The sequence below is a fragment of the Bradyrhizobium sp. Bra78 genome (assembly GCF_024519855.1).
Taxonomy (GTDB): Bacteria; Pseudomonadota; Alphaproteobacteria; order Rhizobiales; family Xanthobacteraceae; genus Bradyrhizobium; species Bradyrhizobium japonicum_G.
The window spans coordinates 89,528-109,384 of the sequence record NZ_JALJRE010000004.1 but is presented as its reverse complement, the minus strand read 5'-3'; the positions used below and the strand labels follow the sequence as shown (position 1 = coordinate 109,384).

Genomic DNA, 19,857 nt, shown 5'->3' with positions numbered 1-19,857 from the left:
GTTATGGCTCGACCGAGCCGCTCCCCGGAGAAAGATCCATGCCACATTCCGCCATCGTCAAAGACAATGTCGCCGTGATCACCGGCGGCGCATCCGGCATCGGATTCGCCGCTGCCGCGGCTTTCGCGCGCACCGGCCTGAAGGTGTGCATCGCCGATGTGGATCAGGCGCGGATGGCGGAGGCCGCGACAAAACTGTCATCCATCGCGACGGCCACAGATGTGATGACATTCGCCGTCGACGTCGGCAACGCCGAGAGCGTGGCGGAACTTGAACGCGCCGTGCGCGAACGCTTTGGCGGCGCCGACATCCTCATGAACAATGCCGGCATCCAGCCGGGCAGCACGCTGTTCGGCGAGCCCGACAACTGGCAGCGCATCATCGGCGTCAACATGTGGGGGATCATCAACGGCTCACGCATCTTCGCACCCGGCATGATTGCGCGCGGCAAGGCCGGCTTGATCATCAACACCGGCTCGAAGCAGGGCATCACCACGCCGCCCGGCGATCCCGCCTACAATGTCTCCAAGGCCGGCGTGAAGGCGTTCACCGAGGCACTCCAGCACGAGCTGCGCAATACGAAGGATTGCCGCATCACCGCGCATCTGCTGATCCCAGGCTTCGTCTTCACCGGCCTGACCGCGAAGGGCCGGATCGAGAAGCCGGCCGGGGCCTGGACGGCTGAACAGACAGTGAATTTCATGCTGACGCGGCTGGAGGCCGGCGATTTCTACATCCTGTGCCCGGACAATGACGTGCCGCGCGCGCTCGACGAGAAGCGCATGCTGTGGGCCGCAGGTGACATCGTCGAGAACCGCCCGCCGCTGTCGCGCTGGCATCCGAACTATGCGGATGCGTTCGCGGAGTTTGTGAAGGGCGAGTAGGCGCGCACCGTTCGCTCACTCCCTCGCCCCGCTATTATGGGGGAGTGGTCAAGAAGCCTACAGTGTCTCTTGCTGGTGCCCGCAATTCTTGCAGGCGAACTTGGCTCTGGACTGGCCTCTTTCCGCCTGGACCCGGTTCGGCGCGCCGCACTTGCCACAGACGGCCTCGATGCGGGTCGAGCCCTGCTTGACGACGATGGACTTCTTTTCCATCGATTCGCGGATCAGGCGCTCGGCCTCCTCGCGCAGGGATTGTTTCGACAAAGCTCGTCTCCGCCTCTGAAAGCGCGAGAGGCATATCGCACCTGCGCCGAAATCACAATCCGAAACGACCGATCACACCTCGACAATCACGTAGCTGTCCTCGACATGCACGGGGAAGGTCTCGGCGACATACGGGCCCTTCTGCAGCTCCTCGCCGCGTTCCACGGCGACCGGATAGGACCGTATCCTGACGCGCTTCGGATCGAACCAGGACTGGCCGTTGCGCATGTCGAATTCCCAGCCGTGCCAGGGACAGCGCAACATCTCGCCGACGCGCGAGCGCTCATAGACGCCAGGCTCGGGCGAGGTCAGCCGCGCCACGCATGCGGCTTTTTCAAGCGGCGCGCCCTCGTGCGGGCAGCGGTTCAATAGCGCGAAGAACTCGCCGTTGACGTGGAACACGACGATATCGCGGCCGGCGATATCGACGACCTTGTTGCCGCCGGGCGGGATCTCGGTTGTGCGGGCGACGATATGACGGCTCATGCTGATCTCAGAACTTGTAGACCGCGCGGGCGTTCGTGCTGAATATCTTCTTCCGCTCGGCCTCAGACAGCGGCGTCTTGAAGGCGAAGCGCGGATCGTCGAAATCCCAATGCGGATAGTCCGACGAGAACAACAGGCGGTCTACGCCGACCCACTCGATCAGCGAGCGCAGATGCCGCGCCTCGTCCGGCTCGTCGATCGGCTGCGTCGTGAACCAGAAATTCTCGCGCACATATTCCGACGGTTTTCGCTTGAGATGCGGCACCTCGCTGCGGAACCGCTCAAAATGCTGGTCCATGCGCCACACCGCCGACGGGATCCAACCGAAGCCGCCCTCGATGAACACGATCTTCAGCTTTGGAAACCGCTCGGGCACGCCTTCAATGACGAGGCTCGCAAGCTGCGCCGCGATGGTATGCGCGTTGGACTGGTGCTCCTCGACATAATAGGACGGCCAGCCGCCGCCCGTCGGCGCGTGGCCGCCATAGCCGCCGACATGGATGCCGAGCGGCAAGTCGAGCTCCTGCGCGCGCTCGTAGATCGGCCAGTAGCGGCGACGGCCGAGCGGCTCGTTGGCGCGCGGCGAGACGTTGATCTGGATGTATTCGCCGATTTTCGCGCAGCGCTCGATCTCGGCGATGGCGAGATCAACGCCATCCTGTCCGACCAGGATCGAGGCCTTCAGGCGCGGATCGCGATGCGACCAGAATGCAAGCTGCCAGTCGTTGATCGCACGCTGGATCGCCGCGCCGAAGTCAAGGTTCTGCTGCGAGAAGATGAAGAGATCGAGCACCTGCAAGATCCCGAACTCGACGTCGAGCGGATCGAGATGCTGCTTCTGCATGAAGGCGAGATCGGAGCCGGGCGGCCCGCCGGTCGGCGGCCAAGCATCGCGCCGCGCGATCAGCGGCGAGGAGCGCGGATAGGGCGTCGTGAAAAGGTAGGGCGTGCGCAGATGGCTGCCGTATTCCTTCAGATGCTGCTGCCAGCGTTTCGGCAGGAACTCGTTGAGATCGTCGAACGAATGCAAGCTCGGATGCACGTCGCAATCGACGATGCGAAGCCGCGTCGCGGCGGGTTTTTCCTCGTCGAGCAAGGGTCGGTCGATGACGTCACTCATGCGATCCTCCAATGTTCAATTGAGCGACAACCGCGGAAACGTCTCCAGCGGATTGTCGACGCACATCTTGTCGATGATGCTCTTCGGCAGATGCGGCGGGATCGGATCGTTGCCGTCAAACTGCCAGTGCGGATAGTCGGAGGCGAACAGGAACATCTTTTCGGAGCCGATCTGGTCGATGATCTCCTCGACACTTTTCGCGTCCGCCGGCGCATCGAACGGCTGCATGGTAACGCGGAAATTGTCGCGGATGATCGCGGCCGGCTCGCGCTCGACCCACGGCACCTCGACGCGTACGCCGCGCCAGGTCTTGTTGGCGCGCCACATGAAGGCCGGCAGCCAGCTCACGCCCGACTCCATCAGCACGACCTTCAGGTCCGGAAATTTGCCGAACACGCCCTCATAGATCAGGCTCAGGATCTGAGCCTGAAACGCCTGCGCCTCGACGAAGTAGTATTCGTAGCGGTGCGACGGCCAGCCGGCCGAGCTCGGCGCCTGCCGATATTGCGTACCCGCATGGATCGCGAGCGGCAGCCTGTACTTCTCGGCGAGCCGGTAGACCGGCCAGAAGTGGCGCCGTCCCAGCAGCGTCTCGCCCTGCGCCAGCACCAGGATCGACACGAAGCGGTTGTCGCCGGCGCGGCGTTCGATCTCCTCGATCGCCAGATCCGGGTCCTGCATCGGCACCACGATGGAGGCGCGCAGGCGCGGATCGCGCGACAGCCACTCGGCGGCGATCCAGACGTTGATCGCCTTGCAGAAGTCAGCCGCCATGTAGGCATCGAACACCGCCTGTGCGCCATAGAGCACGTTGAGGATCGCGTGGCTGGCACCCAGCTGCTCGAACGCGCCCTTCTGCACCATGGCAAGGTCGGAACCGGGCTTGGCGCCACCGGCCGGCCGCCAGTCGGCGCGGCCCGAAAGCGGCATGCTCGGCGGATAACTCGTGAGATCGAGCCCGTCGATGGCGCGGCTCACCACCTGCTCCTTCCAGTGATCGCTGAGATAGGGAAGCAGTGTCGTACGCGTGCCACCAACCGCCGGGTGGATGTCGCAGTCGATCCGCGTCGCCGTCATGGAGCTTCCTCGCCAAGATCTTGTACGTACGTCTTTTTTGGCGGCGTTCTTTGTGCGCCGCTGGCGCAGAGTGCTCCGGCCGCCGCGGCTGCGCAAGACCGCCCGCCCGTGCGATCCGTCATGGCTCGGTTGCATTTCGCAGGCGCGATATGAAAGCCGCAGAAGTATGTTGCGGCGTTCCACAAATGAGCAGCAGCGGCGGATGAGGTGCACCCGCCGCTTCGCGTCGTGCCTGGCTTCGTTTTCCTACGCGCCCACTCAAGCCGCCTCGTTCAAGCCGCCTTGGAGACTTCCATCAGCAGGCGTTCGGCCTTGGCATCCTCGATGCGGTTCACCAGCCGGCTGCTCTCATGATTGTCGCGGACCGTCTTGGTCAGGGTGATGCAGGTCTGGATCAGCATCACGACGCCCATGGTGAGATAGCCTTTCATCCAGAGATCGATCGGCAGGAAGAAGACGCCGATAGCAACAAGGAAGGCGGAGGCTGCGAAGGACGCATAAGTGAAGGTCACCCAGGCGCTGCTGTGGGGCTGGCCGTTCTGGTTCATGATGGTCTCCTGTTGGTTCGAATGATGATCGGGTTTGAGATCACGCAGTCGGCGTGCGCCTGGATTTCAACCGCGCCAGCACGTCGTCCGCGGTGGTCTTGAGCCGGGGGCCGAAGCCCTGCTCGGCGAGTTTTTCGGCGGTGGCGAGCGGACCGGAGGCCGCATCGAGTTCGACCAGGGCATCGTCGGCGGCCTGGGTTGCCATCTGCCGGTCGCGTAGACGTCTCAAAGTGCTCTCCGCCTCCGGCAGCGTTGATTCGTAAGGACGTGCCGCTTCGATGCCGCTGCGGCGAAGCGAGCGCACCGCTTCCGAGGCGCGGGCGACGCGACGACCGCGGTCGAGCTCGGTGATACGCGCCTGAGCGCTTGCCACATGCCGCTTCAGCCGCGCGATCTCGGTCGCGAACAAGGCACGTGCCGTCATCGCCGCATCGCGGTCGGCCTCCAGGCCCGCGATGGCTTCGGCGGCGTCCTTGGCGAGATCCTCGCGGCCGCCGTCGAGCGCCGCAACTGCGCGGGTCTCGAGATCGGCAATGCGGGCGACGGTCGCCTCGAGCTTGCGGCCTTCCTGCTGGTCTTGCGCGATCGCCAGCGCAAGCGTCCGCTTGCTGCGCTCGACGGCGGCTGCCGCGTCGCGCATCTGCTGGTCGAGGATCAGAAGGGCCGTGCGGTCTTCCAGCTCCTCGCCTGCGGCGGCAACGCTGCCGCGGAAAAGTGTCACTACGGTCTTGAACATCTGCTGCTCCCTGTTATGAGCGTTGCTCACAGTTGATTTGTAGCAGAGAACTTGAACATCGTTCAATAAATATTTGAGCGACGCTCAATTATTTGGCAATGAAATGACTAAGACCCTGGAACGTCGAGAGAAATTGCGCACGGAGCTGATCTTGGCGGCGGAACGAATGATCGCGGTTCGCGGATTGGCAGGCCTGAAAACTCGCGATCTGGCGCGCGAGATCGGCTGCGCCAATGGCGCAGTCTATAATCTGGTCGCCGATGTGGACGAGTTGGTCCTGCGCGTCGGCTCGCGCACGCTACGGCGGCTCGACGAGGCGCTCAGCGCGGCAGTGCGCGCGGGCAATCCATCGCCGCAGGAGACGCTGGTCCGCATCGCGATCGCCTATTGCGATTTCGCCGCCGAAAATCTCCAGCTCTGGCGCGCGTTGTTCGAGCACCGCATGGAGGCCGACAAGGCCGTGCCCGACTGGTCCATCGAGGACCAGATGCAGTTGTTCAGGCACATCTACGTGCCGCTGGCCGCGCTGTTTCCAAAGCGAGGCGCGGAGGAGCTCGGCGTCACCGCGCGCAGTCTGTTCTCGTCCGTGCATGGCATGGTGGCGCTCGGGCTGGAGCAGAAACTGGTGGCAGTTCCATTACCGGCGCTGCGCAAGGAAATCGCCGGCCTGGTGCGTGCGATGATCGACGGGTTGATCGCGCAAGCGGCGTAGAGGCCGAGTGCGAAGCCGCTGGCGACGTGTGACTAAAATTTCGCCTGTCGCATTGCGCTCAGCGCGCCTAGCCTTCGCGAGGTCCCCCTCCTCCGGAGCCTCCCATGTCCCTCCTCATCCGCGGCGGCACCGTCGTCAATCATGATCATTCGCGCCGTGCGGACGTGCTGATCGACGGCGAGACCATCGTCGCGGTCGGGGCATCGGTCGAGACGCCCACCGGTTGCGAGATCCTCGATGCCGGTGGCGCCTACGTCATCCCGGGCGGGATCGATCCGCACACCCATCTCGAAATGCCGTTCATGGGCACCGTGACCGCCGACGATTTCGAATCGGGCACCAAGGCGGCGCTGACCGGCGGCACCACGATGGTGGTGGATTTCTGCCTGCCCGACCCCGGCCAGTCGATGCTCGCAGCCTATCAGGAGTGGCGGCACAAATCGGAGAAGGCAGCCGCCGACTACGGCTTCCACATGGCGGTGACATCGTGGTCGAAGCAGATCCATGACGAGATGGAGACTGTGGTCAAGACCTACGGCATCAACACTTTCAAGCATTTCATGGCCTACAAGGGCGCGCTGATGGTGAACGACGACGAGCTCTACAACTCGTTCGCGCGCTGCGCCCATCTCGGCGCCATGCCGGTGGTGCATGCGGAGAACGGCGACGTCGTCGCCTTGATGCAGGAGGCGTTGATCGCGCGCGGCGTCACCGGCCCCGAGGGACACGCCTATTCGCGGCCGCCGGAGGTCGAGGGCGAAGCCACCAACCGTGCCATCATGATCGCCGACATGACGGGGACGCCGGTCTACATCGTGCACACCAGTTGCCGCGAGGCGCATGAGGCGATCGCCCGCGCACGCGCGGCGGGCAGACGCGTCTATGGCGAGCCGCTGATCCAGCACCTGCTGCTCGATGCGGATGAATACCAGAACAAGGACTGGGATCATTCCGCCCAACGCGTGATGTCGCCGCCGTTCCGCGACAGGTCGCATCAGGACAGCCTGTGGGCCGGCCTGCAAGCCGGCTCGCTCCAGGTGGTCGCAACCGACCACTGCGCCTTCACCACGGAGCAGAAGCGGTTCGGGCGCGACGACTTCAGGAAGATTCCGAACGGCACCGGCGGCCTCGAAGATCGCCTCGCGCTGCTGTGGACGGCGGGCGTCACCACGGGACGGCTGACGAAGGAGGAATTCGTCGCAGTGACGTCGGCGAACATCGCCCGCATCCTCAACATCTATCCGCGCAAGGGCGCGGTCGCCGTGGGCTCCGATGCGGACGTCGTGGTATGGGATCCCAAGGCGAGCAAGACCATCAGCGCGAAGCGGCAGATGAGCCGGATCGATTACAATGTGTTCGAGGGCTTTTCCTGCACCGGCGGACCGGCGGCGACGCTATCGCGCGGCCGCGTCGTCTGGAACGACGGCGATTTGCGCGCCGAGGCCGGCGATGGCCGCTACGTCGAACGCCCCGCCTTCTCGCCCGTGCATGTGGCAAACTCGACCTGGAAGGAGCTGACCGCCCCGCGCGCGGTCGCACGCGGAGCGGTGACGCCGTAAGACGCGATCGACGCGGGATGCGACGCCATGAATCCCGGTTGATGGCACGCGCTTTGCCTCTTTATGTCGCAACTTTCTCCTGGAGGCCGCGATGAGCGCATCATCTTTCGACGTAAACCGCCGCGACGTGCTCGGCGGCCTCGGCATCGCTGGAATGACCGCCGTCGCGCCGCGCTTTGCCTGGGCGCAGGGGCGCGCAGAGACGCTGCTGGTGGTGCAGGAACTGGGGCCGAACTCGCTGGACATGCAGGGGGTCGGCTCCAACCAGACCGTGAACGGCCTGTCCTGGAATTGTTACGATCGCCTGCTGACCTACGCGTCCACGACACTGCCCGATGGGACTGTGTCCTATGACCGCGAGAAGCTGGCGCCCGAACTCGCCGAGAGCTGGGAGGTTGCCGCCGACGGCATGTCCTGCACCTTCCGCTTGCGGAAAGACGCGAAATTCCACGACGGCACGCCTGTTACCGCGAAGGACGTCAAATGGTCGTTCGACCGCGCGGTGAATGTCGGCGGCTTTCCGACCTTTCAGATGTCGGCGGGATCGCTGGAAAAGCCCGAGCAGTTCGTCGTGGTCGACGACCACACGTTCCGCATCGACTACGTCCGCAAGGACAAGATGCTGCTGTTCAACGTCGCAGTGGTCGTGCCCTTCGTCATCAACTCGGAGCTTGCGAAAAAGAACGCGACGCTGGAAGACCCCTGGGCGCTGGCGTGGCTCAGGAACAACGAGGCCGGCGGCGGCGCCTACAGGATCGAAAGCTGGAAGCCGGGCAGCGAGACCGTGCTGGCGCGGTTCGACGACTGGAAGAGCGGACCGCTGCCGAAGCTCCGGCGCGTGATCGCGCGCGACGTCCCCTCCGCCGGCACCCGCCGCGCGATGCTGGAGCGTGGCGATGCGGACATCTCGAGCGGCTTTGCGCCACGCGATTTCGAGCAGATCATCAAGGAAGGCAAGGTCAAGGTCTCGGGCGTGCCGATCCCAAACGCGCTCTGGTACGTTGCGCTGAACACAGCGAAGCCGCCGTTCGACAATGTCAAGCTGCGCCAGGCCATCGCCTGGGCGATGCCGTACGAGCAAATCCAGAGCAGCGCCTTCTTCGGCCGTGCCGTTCCCATGTACGGCGGAGCGGCGGACGTTTCAAAGCCGGTCTGGCCGCAGCCGTTTCCCTACGTCACCGATCTCGACAAGGCCAAGGCGCTGATGAAGGAGGCGGGATTCGAAGCCGGACTGGAGACCACGTTGTCGCTCGACACCGGCACCGCCACGGTCGGCGAGCCGACCGCCATCCTGATCCAGGAGAGCCTGGCCAGGGTCGGCATCAAGGCGGCGATCGAGAAGATTCCCGGCGCGAACTGGCGCACCACGCTGAACAAGAAGGAGCTGCCGCTCGCGCTCAACCGCTTCAGCGGCTGGCTGGACTATCCCAAATATTACTTCTACTGGAATTTCCACGGCAACAATTCGATCTTCAACATCTCCTCGTACCAGAACAAGGAGATGGACGCGCTGATCGACAAGGCGCGGTTCACCACGGACGCAGCCGAGTACGACAAGGCCGTGAAGGATTTCATCACGCTCTGCATGCGCGACGTTCCCGTCGTCCCGCTCAACCAGCCGATCCATGACGTCGCCATGCAGAAGGCGATTAGCGGTTACGAGTTCTGGTTTCACCGCGAGCCGGACTATCGCCAGTTCGCCAAGGGCTAATTTTGGCGGGCAACGCTGACGCTGTGTGAAGCAGATCGCGCCTGCTCGGTCGGAAAGCCTCTTTCCGACCGCCTCGCTCGCGCGCGGCATTGCCAGGACGGCACCGGGATGGGGCTGGCGATCGCGCGCGGTGATGGCGAGCCATGGCGGCTCGATCGGGCTTAAGCCCGCAGACCAGGGCGCGGCCTTCGAGCTGCGGTTTCCCGCAGCCTAGATCGCGAACACCCAAGCCGCGACGATGGTGCCGATGGTGACCAGACCGGCGATGGTCCAGCCGGCGGCATATTCCAGCTCAGGGTGACCGGTCGCCCGCATGATCTCTGCCGGATCGGCGGTATGCTTGTGTGCCATGACAGCCTCGCACGTTACTCCCCGCGTTAATAGATAAGTCGCATCAGCCACCATTAGGTTCCATCACGGAAATGCGAGGAACGACGCAGCTTGGTTTGTTCGCCGATCCGCAAGCCGGCCCTGCGGGGCTTCGCTACGCGGACCAATTCGTCGAGCCCGCCGTCCAGCAGGATCTGATCGGCCGCATCGCAGCATTGCCGCTGCAGCGTTTCCAGTTCGGCGCCTTCGAGGGCAACCGCCGGGTGGAGTCGTTCGGTTATCGCTACGACTATTCGCTGCAGCGGCTGGCCGAGGCCGAGCCGATCCCGGACTGGGTGCTGCCCGTCGCGCGACAGGCCGAGGCATGGGCGGGCCTCGCCGGCGGCAGCGTCCGGTGCTCTGCACCGAATACGACGCCGGCGTCGGCATCGGCTGGCACCGCGACAAGCCGCATTTCGACAAGATCCTCGGCCTGTCGCTCGGCACGTCCTGCAAATTCCGCTTCCGCCGCCGCAGCGGCGACAGATGGGAGCGCCACACACTCGAGGCCCGGCCGCGCTCGCTCTACCTGATTGACGGCGAGGCACGCTCGCAATGGGAGCACAGCATCCCGCCGGTCGAGGCGCGCCGATATTCCATCACGTTCCGGACGTTGAAGCAGGCCTGACAGGCCGGCCTCAACAAAAATCGCGAAAACAACCCCATGCACAGTAGAAAGCCGTTGCCGGCGCGAGGCTGGGTCGCGCCGCGCAACCGTTTGACGCATCGGTGCAAAACGCCCGCTCCGCGCAATCGCACGCAGCTCTCACCTTGCCTTCCGAATCCGATTGCATGCTAGACTGGCTGCATCCACGGCAGGAGGAAAGCATGGCGGACGACAAGGCAAAGCGCGGCGGCGCGGATCGCGCGCTGATTGCGCTCACCGAGAAATACGAAGTCGCCTACTGGTCGAAGAAGTTCAAGGTGACGCCGGCCAAGCTGAAATACGCCGTCAAGAAGGTCGGCCACTCCGCCAAGAAGGTCGAGGCCTACATCAAGCTCCAGAAGCACCGCGCCGCCGACAAGAGCCGGATCGCGCTCAGCGAGGCCTATGAGGTCCGCTACTGGTCGAAGAAATTCAAGATCACGCCCGCGAAGCTGAAGGCCGCCGTCGCCGCGGCCGGCCATTCGTCGAAGAAGGTCGAAGCCTATCTTGCGGCCCAGAAGGCGGCAAAGAAGGCAAAGAAGAAGACGACGGCGAAGAAGGCCGCCACGCGAAAGAAAGCCGCCTGAGGGCGCGGCGCGAACCGCCCTTGCAACGCACACGGCCGAAGGCCGGCCGCTGTGGCGCAGCTCTCGACTCTTCCTGAGATTGCACGTTAATCTTGGTACTATCCGTCCATTTCCGGCGGCATTGCAGCGATTTGTGAACCGGGGAAGCACGCCATGCGTTCGCTGTTTGCGCGGCTGCACCGGCGTTACGGACCCAGGATTTCGGGTGCGGAGCGCCAGCGACGGGTCAGGGACAAGCTCGCCCTTCAACCCACCCGGCCATCGATCCGCTCACCCACCGCGCTCCGCGCGCTGGCGGTGCGACGCCCGAAAGTCGCGATCGTCGGCGGCGGCTTTGCCGGCCTGATGGCGGCGTCCGAACTGGTGGCGCATTGCGACGTGACGCTGTTCGAGGCCCGTGACCGCTTCGGCGGCCGGGTTTTCAGCAAGAAGAAGCCGAGCGGCATCGTCGAGGCCGGCGGGGAGCTGATCGGCTACAATCATCCGCTCTGGCTCGGTCAGGCCAAGCGGTTCGAGCTCGGCCTGTCCGTCATCACCTCGGACACCAGTTTCGACGCGCTCGAGCTCGACATGCCGCTGTTTCTCGATGGCGACAAGCTGTCCGAGGGCCAGATGAAGCGGGTCTATCACGAGATGGACGATGCCTTCGGCAAGCTCAGCCGGTGGGCCGGCAGGATCGATCCCCGCAAGCCCTGGCGCGCCAAGGGCGCAAAGAAGCTCGACGCCAGGACGATCGCGGAGTGGATCGCCAGCCTCGACTGCTCGAAGCTCACCAGGCACGCCATGGAAGAGCAGTTCTCCAACGACGCCGGCCAGCCGACCACCGAGCAGAGCTTTCTCGCCAACCTCGCCGTCATCGCGGGCGGGCGGATGAAGGATCAGATCGACGCCTTCTTCACCCAGACCGAAACGTTGCGTTGCTCGGAAGGTAACCAGGAGCTCGCCATTCGTCTCGCGCGCGACATCCGGGACAAGGGCGCCAGCACCCATTTGTCGACGCCGGTGCGCGCCATCCGTATCGACCGCGAAGGCGTGACCCTGGACCTCGGCACCTCCGGAAACGACGCGCCCCGCACGACCTTCGCCGCCGACTACGCCGTGCTCGCGATACCGCCGAGCCTGTGGCCGGATTCACCCGACGCCAAGATCGCGATCACGCCCCCTTTGCCGCACGACTATTACGTCTCGATGGGGACGGCGGTAAAATATCTCAGTCCGCTCAAGAAGCGGTTCTGGATCGGCGAGGGCCTCGCTCCGACGGCGATCTCGAACCGGTTCGGCGTCACCTGGGAAGGGACGGACAACCAGATCGCCCCGCCGGAGCGTCCGGTCGAGCTCAGCCTGTTTGCCGGCGCCGACGTCGCCAAGGAAGCGCTCAAGCACTACCAGCCCGGCGACCAGACGCGGATCGACGCGTTCTATGCGCGGCAGATCGGCGGCGTCTACAAGGGCTATGTCGAGCATCTGGCCGGCGAGCCCGAGTTCATGGCCTGGCCGCGCGATGAATGGACCGCCGCCGGCTATTCCTGTCCCGCCCCCGGCGAGGTCTGCCGCGCCGGGCCGCTGCTGGCCAGGGGTTTCGAGGACCGCCTGTTCTTTGCCGGCGAGCACACCTGCTTTGCCTATTTCGGCTACATGGAAGGCGCGCTGCAGTCCGGCCAGACGGTCGCCGCAGCCATCATCAAGGCCCTCGACAAGCAGCATGGCGCGCACGGCTCTGCCAGGAGCGGCAGTTCTGTCATAGGATCGCGGTCTCTCGCGGCGTCGAAGCCATGAGAAGCCGCGACGGGAGAGGAGCGACACGAATGACATTCAGGACATGGCCCCGGTCAGGGATCTGGGCCTGCACCGTCTCTGCTCTCGCTTTCGCCGGCGCCTCCGGCATGGCCGGCGCCTCAGGCGCGACGCCCGCAAAGGTCTCGGGCTCGACAGCACTGGCGCTCGCGGCGGTGATCGCGCCGCTGTCGCCGACCCTGTCGGGGTCCGAGAAGAAGGCGATGGCGATGCTGTTCGCCGCAAGCAGCGACATTCCCTACAAGAAGCCGATCGTGGTGACCGCGGACAGAATCGTCTGCCGTACCGGCAATGTCGACATCACCGTGCGAAGCTGCGAGATCACCATCGGCAAGAAGACCAAGACCGTGAACGGCTCCACGGCCAACGAGATCTTCGCCACCGAAGCCTTGGCCGGCATCCCGCCCGACGGTGCGGCGGGATCGAACTTCGAGAGCCTGACGCAGCTGAGCTGCACGATCGACCCCAATGCCATCCGCCGGAAGGACGGCAGCGGGGCTGATTGCACGTTCCAGCCGGGGAATTGAGCGCCGGCGACACCGGAATTGCGCATCGGTCGTATCCTTGCAGACGAGCGCCGACAAAACCGAATGGCGACGAGCGTTGCCCAACCGCTCGCAGCATTTCAAATTCCACCAAGTCGCAGCATGCAGTGCCATTTGCCGGTTTCCGATATGCGGCAAATGCGCGCGTAGCGCCCCACCAAATGGAATTGCCGTCCACGGCTGCTTGCGGGATAGAGCTTCACGGCGCGCGAGCGCGTTATGCAATTCGAGATTGGTGGCGACTTACCGATAGTTGCGTAGATTTGCGGCCGCAGATTCGGATTCTCGTTTACCGGGTGACATCATTTATCTGGATAAGTATGAGGCGGTGCACTCGCACGACAGTGAGCTTGCGCGGGAGCGGCTGTTCAGCGTGTACGGCGCGGACGGCTTCGACAAGGGGCGTGGAAAATTCGGTATCCGGGCGAACTACGCCAAACTGACGGCCGTGGGTCTGGGCTTTTGCTCGTACGATTGTCCCGTCGTGGTGACGTATCCCGAAGCGAACTTCGTGCGGCAATTCTTCTCCATTGAGGGCCGGGCAAGCTTCACCACGTCGGACAGGAGCACCTCGATCGGCGCCTGGACGCCCATCGTCGACGGAAAGTCGCGGCTGCGACTGGAATTCGGCGAGGGCTATCGGCAACTGGTGCTGCGCATCGATACGCTGGCGCTCGAACGCACCATCAAGGCGCTTGCCGGTGACGCAAGTGACAAGCGGCTGGAATTATCCGAATGCGATCCGAACCCGTCCAGCATGTCATTCGTGCGGCGGCAGGTCTTCCATCTCGCAGAGGAGCTGGAGGCGTTTGCCGATCAATATTCCCCTCTTGCCCGGGCCGAGCTGGAGCGCGAGCTGGTCGTCAGGTTTCTCCTGGCCCATGAGCACAACTTCTCGGATCTGCTCAGGCGTGAACCGCGCGGCGCTGGGCGCAACGCGGTCGAGAGGATCGAGGCGTTCATCGAGGCGAACTGGAGCCGGCCGATCGATCTCGAGGAAATCGCAGGCATTGCGAACGTCAGTGTCCGCACCGTTTTTCGCGAGTTCGCCCGCGCCGGCAAAGGCTCGCCCGCGCAGTTCGCGAAGCGGGTTCGGCTACAGCGGGCGGGAGAGTTGCTGCGATCTCCCTCCGACGGCACCACGGTGACCGCCGTCGCATTTCGCTGCGGCTTCCAGAACATCGGACGCTTCGCCGCGGACTATCTTCGGCTCCATGGCGAGCTTCCGTCAGAGACGCTGAAGCGCGCGCAGTCGCGCTAGCGGCCGCGGCGATCGCTCTCGCTGCGGCCGAAGCATGGTCCATCGATGGACCGATCAGGCCGCTCGCACGGTCGTCAGGAACTTGTCCACCTCCGTCTTGAGACGGTTGCTCTCGACGGAGAGCGACTGCGCGGAGGACAGGACCTGCGAGCAGGCCGAGCCCGTTTCCGATGCGCCGCGCTGGACATTGACGATGTTGGAGGAAACGTCCTGGGTGCCCCGCGCGGCTTGCTGGACATTGCGCGAGATCTCCTGGGTGGCGGCCCCCTGCTCTTCGACAGCCGCGGCAACAGCCGTCGATATCTCGGACAAATGTCCGATCGTTCCGCCGATCAGTTCGATCGCGGCAACCGATTCCTGCGTTGCCGTCTGGATGCTGGCGATCTGCTGGCCGATCTCGCCGGTTGCTTTGGCAGTCTGCTCAGCCAGCGCCTTCACCTCGGACGCCACGACAGCGAAGCCACGGCCAGCATCGCCGGCGCGCGCCGCTTCGATCGTTGCGTTCAGCGCAAGGAGGTTGGTCTGCCCCGCGATGTTGCTGATCAGCTCGACGACGTCGCCGATCCTGGCGGCCGCCCGCGACAGCTCGCTGACGCGGGCGTTGGTCTGGCGAGCCTGACTGACCGCCTCGGCCGCCATCCTGGCGGAATCCTGAACCCGCCGGCTGATCTCGGTCACCGACGAGGACATCTCCTCGGTGGCGGAAGCAACGGACTGAACGTTGGTCGACGCTTCCTCCGACGCCGCGGCAACCGTGGTCGAAAGCCGCTGCGTTGATTCCGCGGTATTGGTCAGTGTGCCCGCGGTCGCCTCGAGCTCGGTCGCTGCGGAGGCGACGGTCTCGATGATATTGCCTACGGCGGCTTCGAACTCGCCGGCCAGTCTCTGCATGTCGGCCCGGCGCTGGGCGGCCGTCCGCTTCTCCAGATCTCGTTGCGCCTCTCGGTCGAACCCGAGCTTGGCCTGAAGCGCCTGGAGATTGCGGAGCGCGACTCCTGCCTCATCATCGCGCTCGACGGTGACGCGGCTGTTGAAAACCCCTTGCGCGATCTTCGACATGATCTCGTTCAAATGCGCCAGCGGTCTGGTGATCGCGCGGACAGTCGTCAGGGAGAGCCAGGCCGCGGCGAGCAAGCCAAGGCACAGCGCAGCAATCGCAACCACATTCGCGACAAGGAACGAAGCTTCCGCGGCATCGTATTCGGCCTTCGCCTCCTTGACCTGGATCGCCACCAGCCGATCCATGTCCATCTTTGCGGCGTCGAAGAGTTGCGCTGCCCTGCCAATCATGTGGGCGTTCAGCTCGTCGAATTTGCGATCGGCCAGCATTCCGAGTGCGGGCTTGAGACCCCGCTCGACATACTCAATCCGCTTCGGGGTGAATGAGTCCGCGACCGACTTCTCCTCCGGAGTGAGATACGTCGCCATATAGTCCGACCAGAGCTTGCCGATCCTCTCGACGTTGGCGGCGATGGCGCTTTGAACGTTAGCGCCGTCGTGACCGTTGCGACCCTCGATTGCGGAACGCAACATGACGAGCGAGCTTTCCTTCATGCGATCGTTGATCTCGAAGAGCTGGGCAAGAGGAACCGAGCGATCTTCATAGATCGACTTGGCACGCTGATTGACCTGGCTCATCCCAACGAGACCGACGATGCCGATGATCAGCATGGAGGCCGAAAGAACGCCAACCATCGTGGTGAGCCGGGCCTTGAAGGACCGCGTGAGCGGCGAAAGGACGTCGAGCGGCGAGCGCTTCCGGATCATGCCGGCTTCGATCTTGAAAGCGTTGGCCTTCTTGTCCCGAATCGCGGTGTAGACTCGCTCGGCCTGTTCGCGCTGGTCCGCGGGCAGCCTGGTCCGGATCGACATGTAGCCGACCACGTGACCGCCCTCCCAGATCGGTGTGGCGCTCGCCAGCACCCAATAGAAATCACCGTTCTTGCGGCGGTTCTTGACGGCGCCAGCCCACGCCTTGCCCGCCTTCAAGGTCTCCCAGAGATTGGCGAAGGCCTCCGGCGGCATATCTGGATGCCTGACGATATTATGAGGCTGCCCAGCCAGTTCCTGCTCGGTGAAGCCCGACGCCTCGACGAACTGGTCGTTGAAATAGATGAGCTTGCCCTTGAGATCGGTCTTGGACACGATCAGGGTTTCGTCTGTCAGCGGATATTCGACGCCCGTAACAGGCAAGTTGGTGCGCATGGTTTATTCGCTCTGGCTATTGATCGATGTAAAATGGAGATGCGGCGTCTAGAGCAGCAGGATTTTCTGATGGGCCACGTCCAGGAGACGCTGGGTGAACTCGATCTGGTCTGCAAACTCCTGACGTTGTCTCGGATCGATCATTCGCGTCTCGATCGCGCGTGCATGATGCATTGCCAGTTCGAGCCGTCCGGCCAGGAGAACGAAAGCCTCTCGCGCGCCTGCACGCAGCGCTGCAACCTCGGCGGCCGAACCGGCATCCACGCGCCTCGCTACATCCGGCGCGCCTGCGCGTGGCTTCGAATGAAACTGAATGACATTCGACATGCGGTACTCCCGCCGCGGAAATCCGACCGGCCGGACGACTACTAACTCAGTCGAGTTATCAGGTTATTTGATCGATCCACGACACTCTGTCCGGATTCTGACACGCCCGTTAAGCCGACCATGACGAATTGAGGGTGACGGGGTTGCTTCTCTAAAGCCCGCCTAAGAAGCCTGTCGGAAATTGGCAACGAAATCGAACCCCGAGAGACCTACATGCGAGAACCTGCACGCAAAAACTTGCAGGCCAGAGCTTGCACCATCGAACAACCGCCATCCACCGGAGCGCCGGCATGGGCGGATGGCACGTTCCGGCCGGTCATTGACCGGCTGCGCCGGGGCTTGTGCAAACAGGTTTCGCCAGGCGGCCCACCGGTGCCGTGAAATCGCCTCAAGGCCAACTAACTAATAAGGCGAATTGAAAAGACAGCCCAAATGCGCGAGCCCATATCAGGCACGCAGGGCCGGCACCGACATGAAGACTTATCTCGCATTTTTTCTGATTCTGACCGTCGCGACAGCCTCCGCGCATGGTCCGGTGCCAGGGCGGCTGACGGCGCCGTCCGATCTCGTGCAGGCGGGCCTCACCGACAACGACACGGCCGCCGGCGGCACGGCGCGGCTGTGCGAGCAGGTCGCCTTCTCGCGTGGCCTGCGCTACGGCGAGAGCGAAGCCAATGTGCTCGATGTCGCCACCAGCACGACCAAGGCGGACACGCCGCGGCCAGTGCTGCTGTTCGTGGCCGGCGACACCTTCACCGGCGACCGCGCCGCGCCGGAGCTGTCGCGCCAGATCCAGGACCAGGTGATGTGCTTTGCCGCGCGCAACGACATGATCGGCGTGCGCGTGAACTACCGGCTGGCGCCCTCGGCGACGTGGCCGACGGGAGCGACCGACGTGGCGGCGGCGCTGTCCTGGGTCCACGGCAATATCGACCTGTTCAACGGCGATGCCCGCGAGATCGTCGCGGTCGGCTACGGCGCCGGCGCCTTCCATGTCGCCACCCTGCTCGCCCATCCCGAACTCCAGACCGACCACGCCGACGTCGCCGCCGTGGTGCTGGTGTCCGGCATCTACCGCGCGGGCAAGGACGCGAGCGACAGCGAGAAAGCCTATCTCGGCGGCGACGCCGGCCAGTACAACAGCCGGTCGGTCTTCCCCGGCATCCTCAATGTCGACGTGCCGATCGTGCTGGCCTGGGCCGCGGACGATTCCGCTGGAATCATGGCACAGGGCGAGACCCTGAAGAAGACGCTCTGCGGCGCCGGCCACTGTCCGCGCGCCTCGCTGCTGCGCAGCCGCGACGGCATCGCCGCCGCCTTCGGCCTCGACGGCTCCGGCGACAGCCTCGCCGAGCCGACACTGCTGCTGGTGCATCAGTTGGAGGCACGCGGGCTGCCGTAGCGGGGGCTGTGCGGGCTCCTCACCATGAGGGTCTGATATCTCACCGCAAAACGCGACCTCATCCTGAGGGCCCGCCCGTAGGCGGGCGTCTCGAAGGATGGGCCGCAGGCAAGCTGCCCGCCACGCCTTTCTTCATATGCGATAGCCCTGCGCAAGCGGGGCAGGGTCAGGGAGAGGGGTACCACGCGGCACACTCTCTCGATCGTCCGCGCGTCAGCACGCCTGCCGCTTTTGTCCGGGCTGCCATCCGTCGCATCGAACCGTGCCACGAGGCCACACGATTGACAAACGCTTGACCTAGATCAAGCGGCCTTGGTGCGGATTGAGCCGACCTCGATGAGGGGCCAACGTCAAGGTATCGCGCATGCGCGTCTCCGGCAGGATGCTGTTCGTTTCGATGGTTGCCCTGGCATCGCTCGGGGCGATGTCCCAGGAGCGCGCCGATCAACCTACCGCCGACAAAGAAATCCGTATCGGCAATGTCATGCCGTATTCGGGTCCGCTGTCGGAGTTCGGCGCCATCGGCCAGGCGGAAGCTGCCTATTTCGACATGGTCAACGCGCGCGGCGGCATCAACGGCCGCAAGATCCGCTTCGTCACGCGCGACGACAATTCCGACCCGACGACGGCGCTGGAGCTGACGCGCAACCTGGTCGAGAAGGACGACGTGCATTTGATGTTCGGCTCGTTCGGCACGCCCGGCAATCTCGCCGCGCGCTCGTATCTGAACGAGAGGAAGATTCCGCAGCTTTTCGTCGCCTCCGGCGACGAGGAACTGAGCCAGGCCAAGGCGTTTCCCTGGACCATGGGCTGGCAGCCGTCGTTCCGCTCGGAGGGGCGCATCTACGCCAACTATCTCCAGGCCTATTATCCCGGGAAGAAGATCGTGGTGCTCTGGCAGAACGACCAGTTCGGGCGCATGGTCTACAGGGGCATCCAGGAAGGCCTCGGCGACCTGAACCGTCTCGTCCTCGTCGACATCGCCTTCGACATCGCCGACGAGCATCTCGAAGGGCATATCTCTATCCTCAAGCGCGCCGGCGCCGACGTCTTCGTCTTTCTCGGCGTGCCGTCGACGGCGTCCAAGGTGATCAAGCTGGCGGCGTCACTGAAATGGCGCCCGGTCTTCATCGTCAACGATGCCTCCGCCTCGATCGCCAATGCGATGGCGCCCGCGGGCCTGGAGAATTCCTCCGGCGTGATCTCGGCGGCCTTCCTGAAGGATCCGAGCGATCCCGCCTGGAAAGACGATCCCGCCATGAAGGACTGGTTCGCCTTCATGGACAAGTACCATCATGTCGAGAGCACCAACAACAGCGCTGCGGTCTATGGCTACGCCGCGGCCGAGACGCTGACGCAAGTGCTGAAGCAATGCGGCGATGACCTGTCGCGCGATAACATCATGCGTCAGGCGGCCTCGCTCAGGGACCAGCAGCCCTCGGTTGCGTTGCCCAAAATCAGGATGAACACCTCGCCGAACAACTACCTTCCGATCAGGCAGATGCGGCTCGTCCAGTTCGACGGCAGGTCCTGGCAGCCGTTCGGCGAAGTGATCGAGACCGCCTTCACCGAAGGCGCGGCGCGATGAGTTGATTTGGATAGACTGCTGGGCCACCCCTCTCCC

The 19,857-nt window shown here is 64.1% G+C and carries 19 protein-coding genes and 1 pseudogene; 12 read left to right on the top strand and 8 right to left on the bottom strand.

All coding sequences use genetic code 11. The features are described from left to right. Positions 1-38 precede the first annotated feature (38 nt). Positions 39-884 (top strand): SDR family NAD(P)-dependent oxidoreductase, encoded by an 846-nt coding sequence (locus OC450_RS11125; protein ID WP_211381351.1) that lies wholly within the window; start codon positions 39-41, stop codon positions 882-884. Between the two features lie 57 nt (positions 885-941). Here OC450_RS11125 and OC450_RS11120 read toward each other — a convergent pair whose 3' ends face one another. The 6 genes from OC450_RS11120 to OC450_RS11095 all read right to left on the bottom strand — a co-directional run bounded on the left by OC450_RS11120 (position 942) and on the right by OC450_RS11095 (position 5,115). Then, positions 942-1,148, bottom strand: a complete 207-nt coding sequence (locus OC450_RS11120) for a hypothetical protein (RefSeq protein WP_211381350.1) — start codon at positions 1,146-1,148, stop codon at positions 942-944. 72 nt (positions 1,149-1,220) lie between these two features. Further along, complete coding sequence (locus OC450_RS11115; RefSeq protein WP_211381349.1) at positions 1,221-1,634, bottom strand: Rieske (2Fe-2S) protein; 414 nt, start codon at positions 1,632-1,634, stop codon at positions 1,221-1,223. Positions 1,635-1,641: 7 nt separating this feature from the next. Continuing rightward, positions 1,642-2,754: an amidohydrolase family protein gene (locus OC450_RS11110; protein ID WP_262047874.1), complete on the bottom strand. Its 1,113-nt coding sequence runs from the start codon at positions 2,752-2,754 to the stop codon at positions 1,642-1,644. Positions 2,755-2,769: 15 nt separating this feature from the next. Continuing rightward, positions 2,770-3,831, bottom strand: coding sequence for an amidohydrolase family protein (locus OC450_RS11105; RefSeq protein WP_262047873.1), 1,062 nt, complete (start codon positions 3,829-3,831; stop codon positions 2,770-2,772). Positions 3,832-4,103: 272 nt separating this feature from the next. Next, positions 4,104-4,379, bottom strand: a complete 276-nt coding sequence (locus OC450_RS11100; RefSeq protein ID WP_211381346.1) for a YiaA/YiaB family inner membrane protein — start codon at positions 4,377-4,379, stop codon at positions 4,104-4,106. A 40-nt stretch (positions 4,380-4,419) separates the two neighbouring features. Further along, positions 4,420-5,115: a PspA/IM30 family protein gene (locus tag OC450_RS11095; protein WP_262047872.1), complete on the bottom strand. Its 696-nt coding sequence runs from the start codon at positions 5,113-5,115 to the stop codon at positions 4,420-4,422. Between the two features lie 103 nt (positions 5,116-5,218). Here OC450_RS11095 and OC450_RS11090 point away from each other — a divergent pair, with 103 nt between their 5' ends. From OC450_RS11090 to OC450_RS11080, 3 genes are all read left to right on the top strand, one after another. Continuing rightward, positions 5,219-5,827, top strand: a complete 609-nt coding sequence (locus tag OC450_RS11090; protein ID WP_211381344.1) for a TetR/AcrR family transcriptional regulator — start codon at positions 5,219-5,221, stop codon at positions 5,825-5,827. Positions 5,828-5,931: 104 nt separating this feature from the next. Continuing rightward, positions 5,932-7,386: a dihydropyrimidinase gene (gene hydA, locus OC450_RS11085; RefSeq protein WP_262047871.1), complete on the top strand. Its 1,455-nt coding sequence runs from the start codon at positions 5,932-5,934 to the stop codon at positions 7,384-7,386. 91 nt (positions 7,387-7,477) lie between these two features. Next, positions 7,478-9,097 carry an ABC transporter substrate-binding protein gene (locus tag OC450_RS11080; protein WP_262047870.1) on the top strand — a complete coding sequence of 540 codons (1,620 nt, stop codon included), beginning with the start codon at positions 7,478-7,480 and terminating at the stop codon, positions 9,095-9,097. Positions 9,098-9,307: 210 nt separating this feature from the next. On the opposite strand, the gene OC450_RS11075 is transcribed toward OC450_RS11080, so the two are convergent. After that, a complete protein-coding gene (locus tag OC450_RS11075) occupies positions 9,308-9,448 on the bottom strand; it encodes a hypothetical protein (protein ID WP_018321489.1) in 141 nt (46 codons plus the stop codon). Between the two features lie 71 nt (positions 9,449-9,519). On the opposite strand from OC450_RS11075, the pseudogene OC450_RS34415 reads away from it, so the two are divergent. From OC450_RS34415 to OC450_RS11050, 5 genes and pseudogenes are all read left to right on the top strand, one after another. Then, positions 9,520-10,094: pseudogene (locus OC450_RS34415) on the top strand (alpha-ketoglutarate-dependent dioxygenase AlkB). A 200-nt stretch (positions 10,095-10,294) separates the two neighbouring features. Continuing rightward, the gene (locus OC450_RS11065; protein ID WP_262047868.1) at positions 10,295-10,699 is read left to right on the top strand and encodes a DUF3606 domain-containing protein; all 405 of its coding nucleotides are present in this window, start codon (positions 10,295-10,297) and stop codon (positions 10,697-10,699) included. Between the two features lie 153 nt (positions 10,700-10,852). Further along, on the top strand, positions 10,853-12,475 hold the full coding sequence (locus tag OC450_RS11060) for a flavin monoamine oxidase family protein (RefSeq protein WP_211381340.1): 1,623 nt from the start codon (positions 10,853-10,855) through the stop codon (positions 12,473-12,475). Between the two features lie 29 nt (positions 12,476-12,504). Then, positions 12,505-13,020 carry a hypothetical protein gene (locus OC450_RS11055; RefSeq protein ID WP_372703138.1) on the top strand — a complete coding sequence of 172 codons (516 nt, stop codon included), beginning with the start codon at positions 12,505-12,507 and terminating at the stop codon, positions 13,018-13,020. A 271-nt stretch (positions 13,021-13,291) separates the two neighbouring features. Continuing rightward, positions 13,292-14,299, top strand: a complete 1,008-nt coding sequence (locus OC450_RS11050; RefSeq protein WP_211381339.1) for a helix-turn-helix domain-containing protein — start codon at positions 13,292-13,294, stop codon at positions 14,297-14,299. A gap of 54 nt (positions 14,300-14,353) precedes the next feature. On the opposite strand, the gene OC450_RS11045 is transcribed toward OC450_RS11050, so the two are convergent. Further along, positions 14,354-16,504: a methyl-accepting chemotaxis protein gene (locus OC450_RS11045; protein WP_262047867.1), complete on the bottom strand. Its 2,151-nt coding sequence runs from the start codon at positions 16,502-16,504 to the stop codon at positions 14,354-14,356. Positions 16,505-16,573: 69 nt separating this feature from the next. On the opposite strand from OC450_RS11045, the gene OC450_RS11040 reads away from it, so the two are divergent. The 3 genes from OC450_RS11040 to OC450_RS11030 all read left to right on the top strand — a co-directional run bounded on the left by OC450_RS11040 (position 16,574) and on the right by OC450_RS11030 (position 19,821). Next, positions 16,574-16,876, top strand: a complete 303-nt coding sequence (locus OC450_RS11040; protein ID WP_211381337.1) for a hypothetical protein — start codon at positions 16,574-16,576, stop codon at positions 16,874-16,876. Positions 16,877-17,303: 427 nt separating this feature from the next. After that, complete coding sequence (locus OC450_RS11035) at positions 17,304-18,233, top strand: alpha/beta hydrolase (protein WP_262047866.1); 930 nt, start codon at positions 17,304-17,306, stop codon at positions 18,231-18,233. 364 nt (positions 18,234-18,597) lie between these two features. Further along, positions 18,598-19,821: an ABC transporter substrate-binding protein gene (locus OC450_RS11030; protein WP_211381335.1), complete on the top strand. Its 1,224-nt coding sequence runs from the start codon at positions 18,598-18,600 to the stop codon at positions 19,819-19,821. Positions 19,822-19,857 lie beyond the last annotated feature (36 nt).

What these genes read in the sequence shown, in the direction of transcription:
- OC450_RS11125 (WP_211381351.1), top strand. Translation starts at nt 39, where the DNA reads ATGCCACATTCCGCCATCGTCAAAGACAATGTCGCCGTGATCACCGGC.
- OC450_RS11115 (WP_211381349.1), bottom strand. Translation starts at nt 1,634, where the DNA reads ATGAGCCGTCATATCGTCGCCCGCACAACCGAGATCCCGCCCGGCGGC.
- OC450_RS11110 (WP_262047874.1), bottom strand. Translation starts at nt 2,754, where the DNA reads ATGAGTGACGTCATCGACCGACCCTTGCTCGACGAGGAAAAACCCGCC.
- OC450_RS11105 (WP_262047873.1), bottom strand. Translation starts at nt 3,831, where the DNA reads ATGACGGCGACGCGGATCGACTGCGACATCCACCCGGCGGTTGGTGGC.
- OC450_RS11100 (WP_211381346.1), bottom strand. Translation starts at nt 4,379, where the DNA reads ATGAACCAGAACGGCCAGCCCCACAGCAGCGCCTGGGTGACCTTCACT.
- OC450_RS11095 (WP_262047872.1), bottom strand. Translation starts at nt 5,115, where the DNA reads ATGTTCAAGACCGTAGTGACACTTTTCCGCGGCAGCGTTGCCGCCGCA.
- OC450_RS11090 (WP_211381344.1), top strand. Translation starts at nt 5,219, where the DNA reads ATGACTAAGACCCTGGAACGTCGAGAGAAATTGCGCACGGAGCTGATC.
- hydA (WP_262047871.1), top strand. Translation starts at nt 5,932, where the DNA reads ATGTCCCTCCTCATCCGCGGCGGCACCGTCGTCAATCATGATCATTCG.
- OC450_RS11080 (WP_262047870.1), top strand. Translation starts at nt 7,478, where the DNA reads ATGAGCGCATCATCTTTCGACGTAAACCGCCGCGACGTGCTCGGCGGC.
- OC450_RS11075 (WP_018321489.1), bottom strand. Translation starts at nt 9,448, where the DNA reads ATGGCACACAAGCATACCGCCGATCCGGCAGAGATCATGCGGGCGACC.
- OC450_RS11065 (WP_262047868.1), top strand. Translation starts at nt 10,295, where the DNA reads ATGGCGGACGACAAGGCAAAGCGCGGCGGCGCGGATCGCGCGCTGATT.
- OC450_RS11060 (WP_211381340.1), top strand. Translation starts at nt 10,853, where the DNA reads ATGCGTTCGCTGTTTGCGCGGCTGCACCGGCGTTACGGACCCAGGATT.
- OC450_RS11055 (WP_372703138.1), top strand. Translation starts at nt 12,505, where the DNA reads ATGACATTCAGGACATGGCCCCGGTCAGGGATCTGGGCCTGCACCGTC.
- OC450_RS11045 (WP_262047867.1), bottom strand. Translation starts at nt 16,504, where the DNA reads ATGCGCACCAACTTGCCTGTTACGGGCGTCGAATATCCGCTGACAGAC.
- OC450_RS11040 (WP_211381337.1), top strand. Translation starts at nt 16,574, where the DNA reads ATGGGCCACGTCCAGGAGACGCTGGGTGAACTCGATCTGGTCTGCAAA.
- OC450_RS11035 (WP_262047866.1), top strand. Translation starts at nt 17,304, where the DNA reads ATGAAGACTTATCTCGCATTTTTTCTGATTCTGACCGTCGCGACAGCC.
- OC450_RS11030 (WP_211381335.1), top strand. Translation starts at nt 18,598, where the DNA reads ATGCGCGTCTCCGGCAGGATGCTGTTCGTTTCGATGGTTGCCCTGGCA.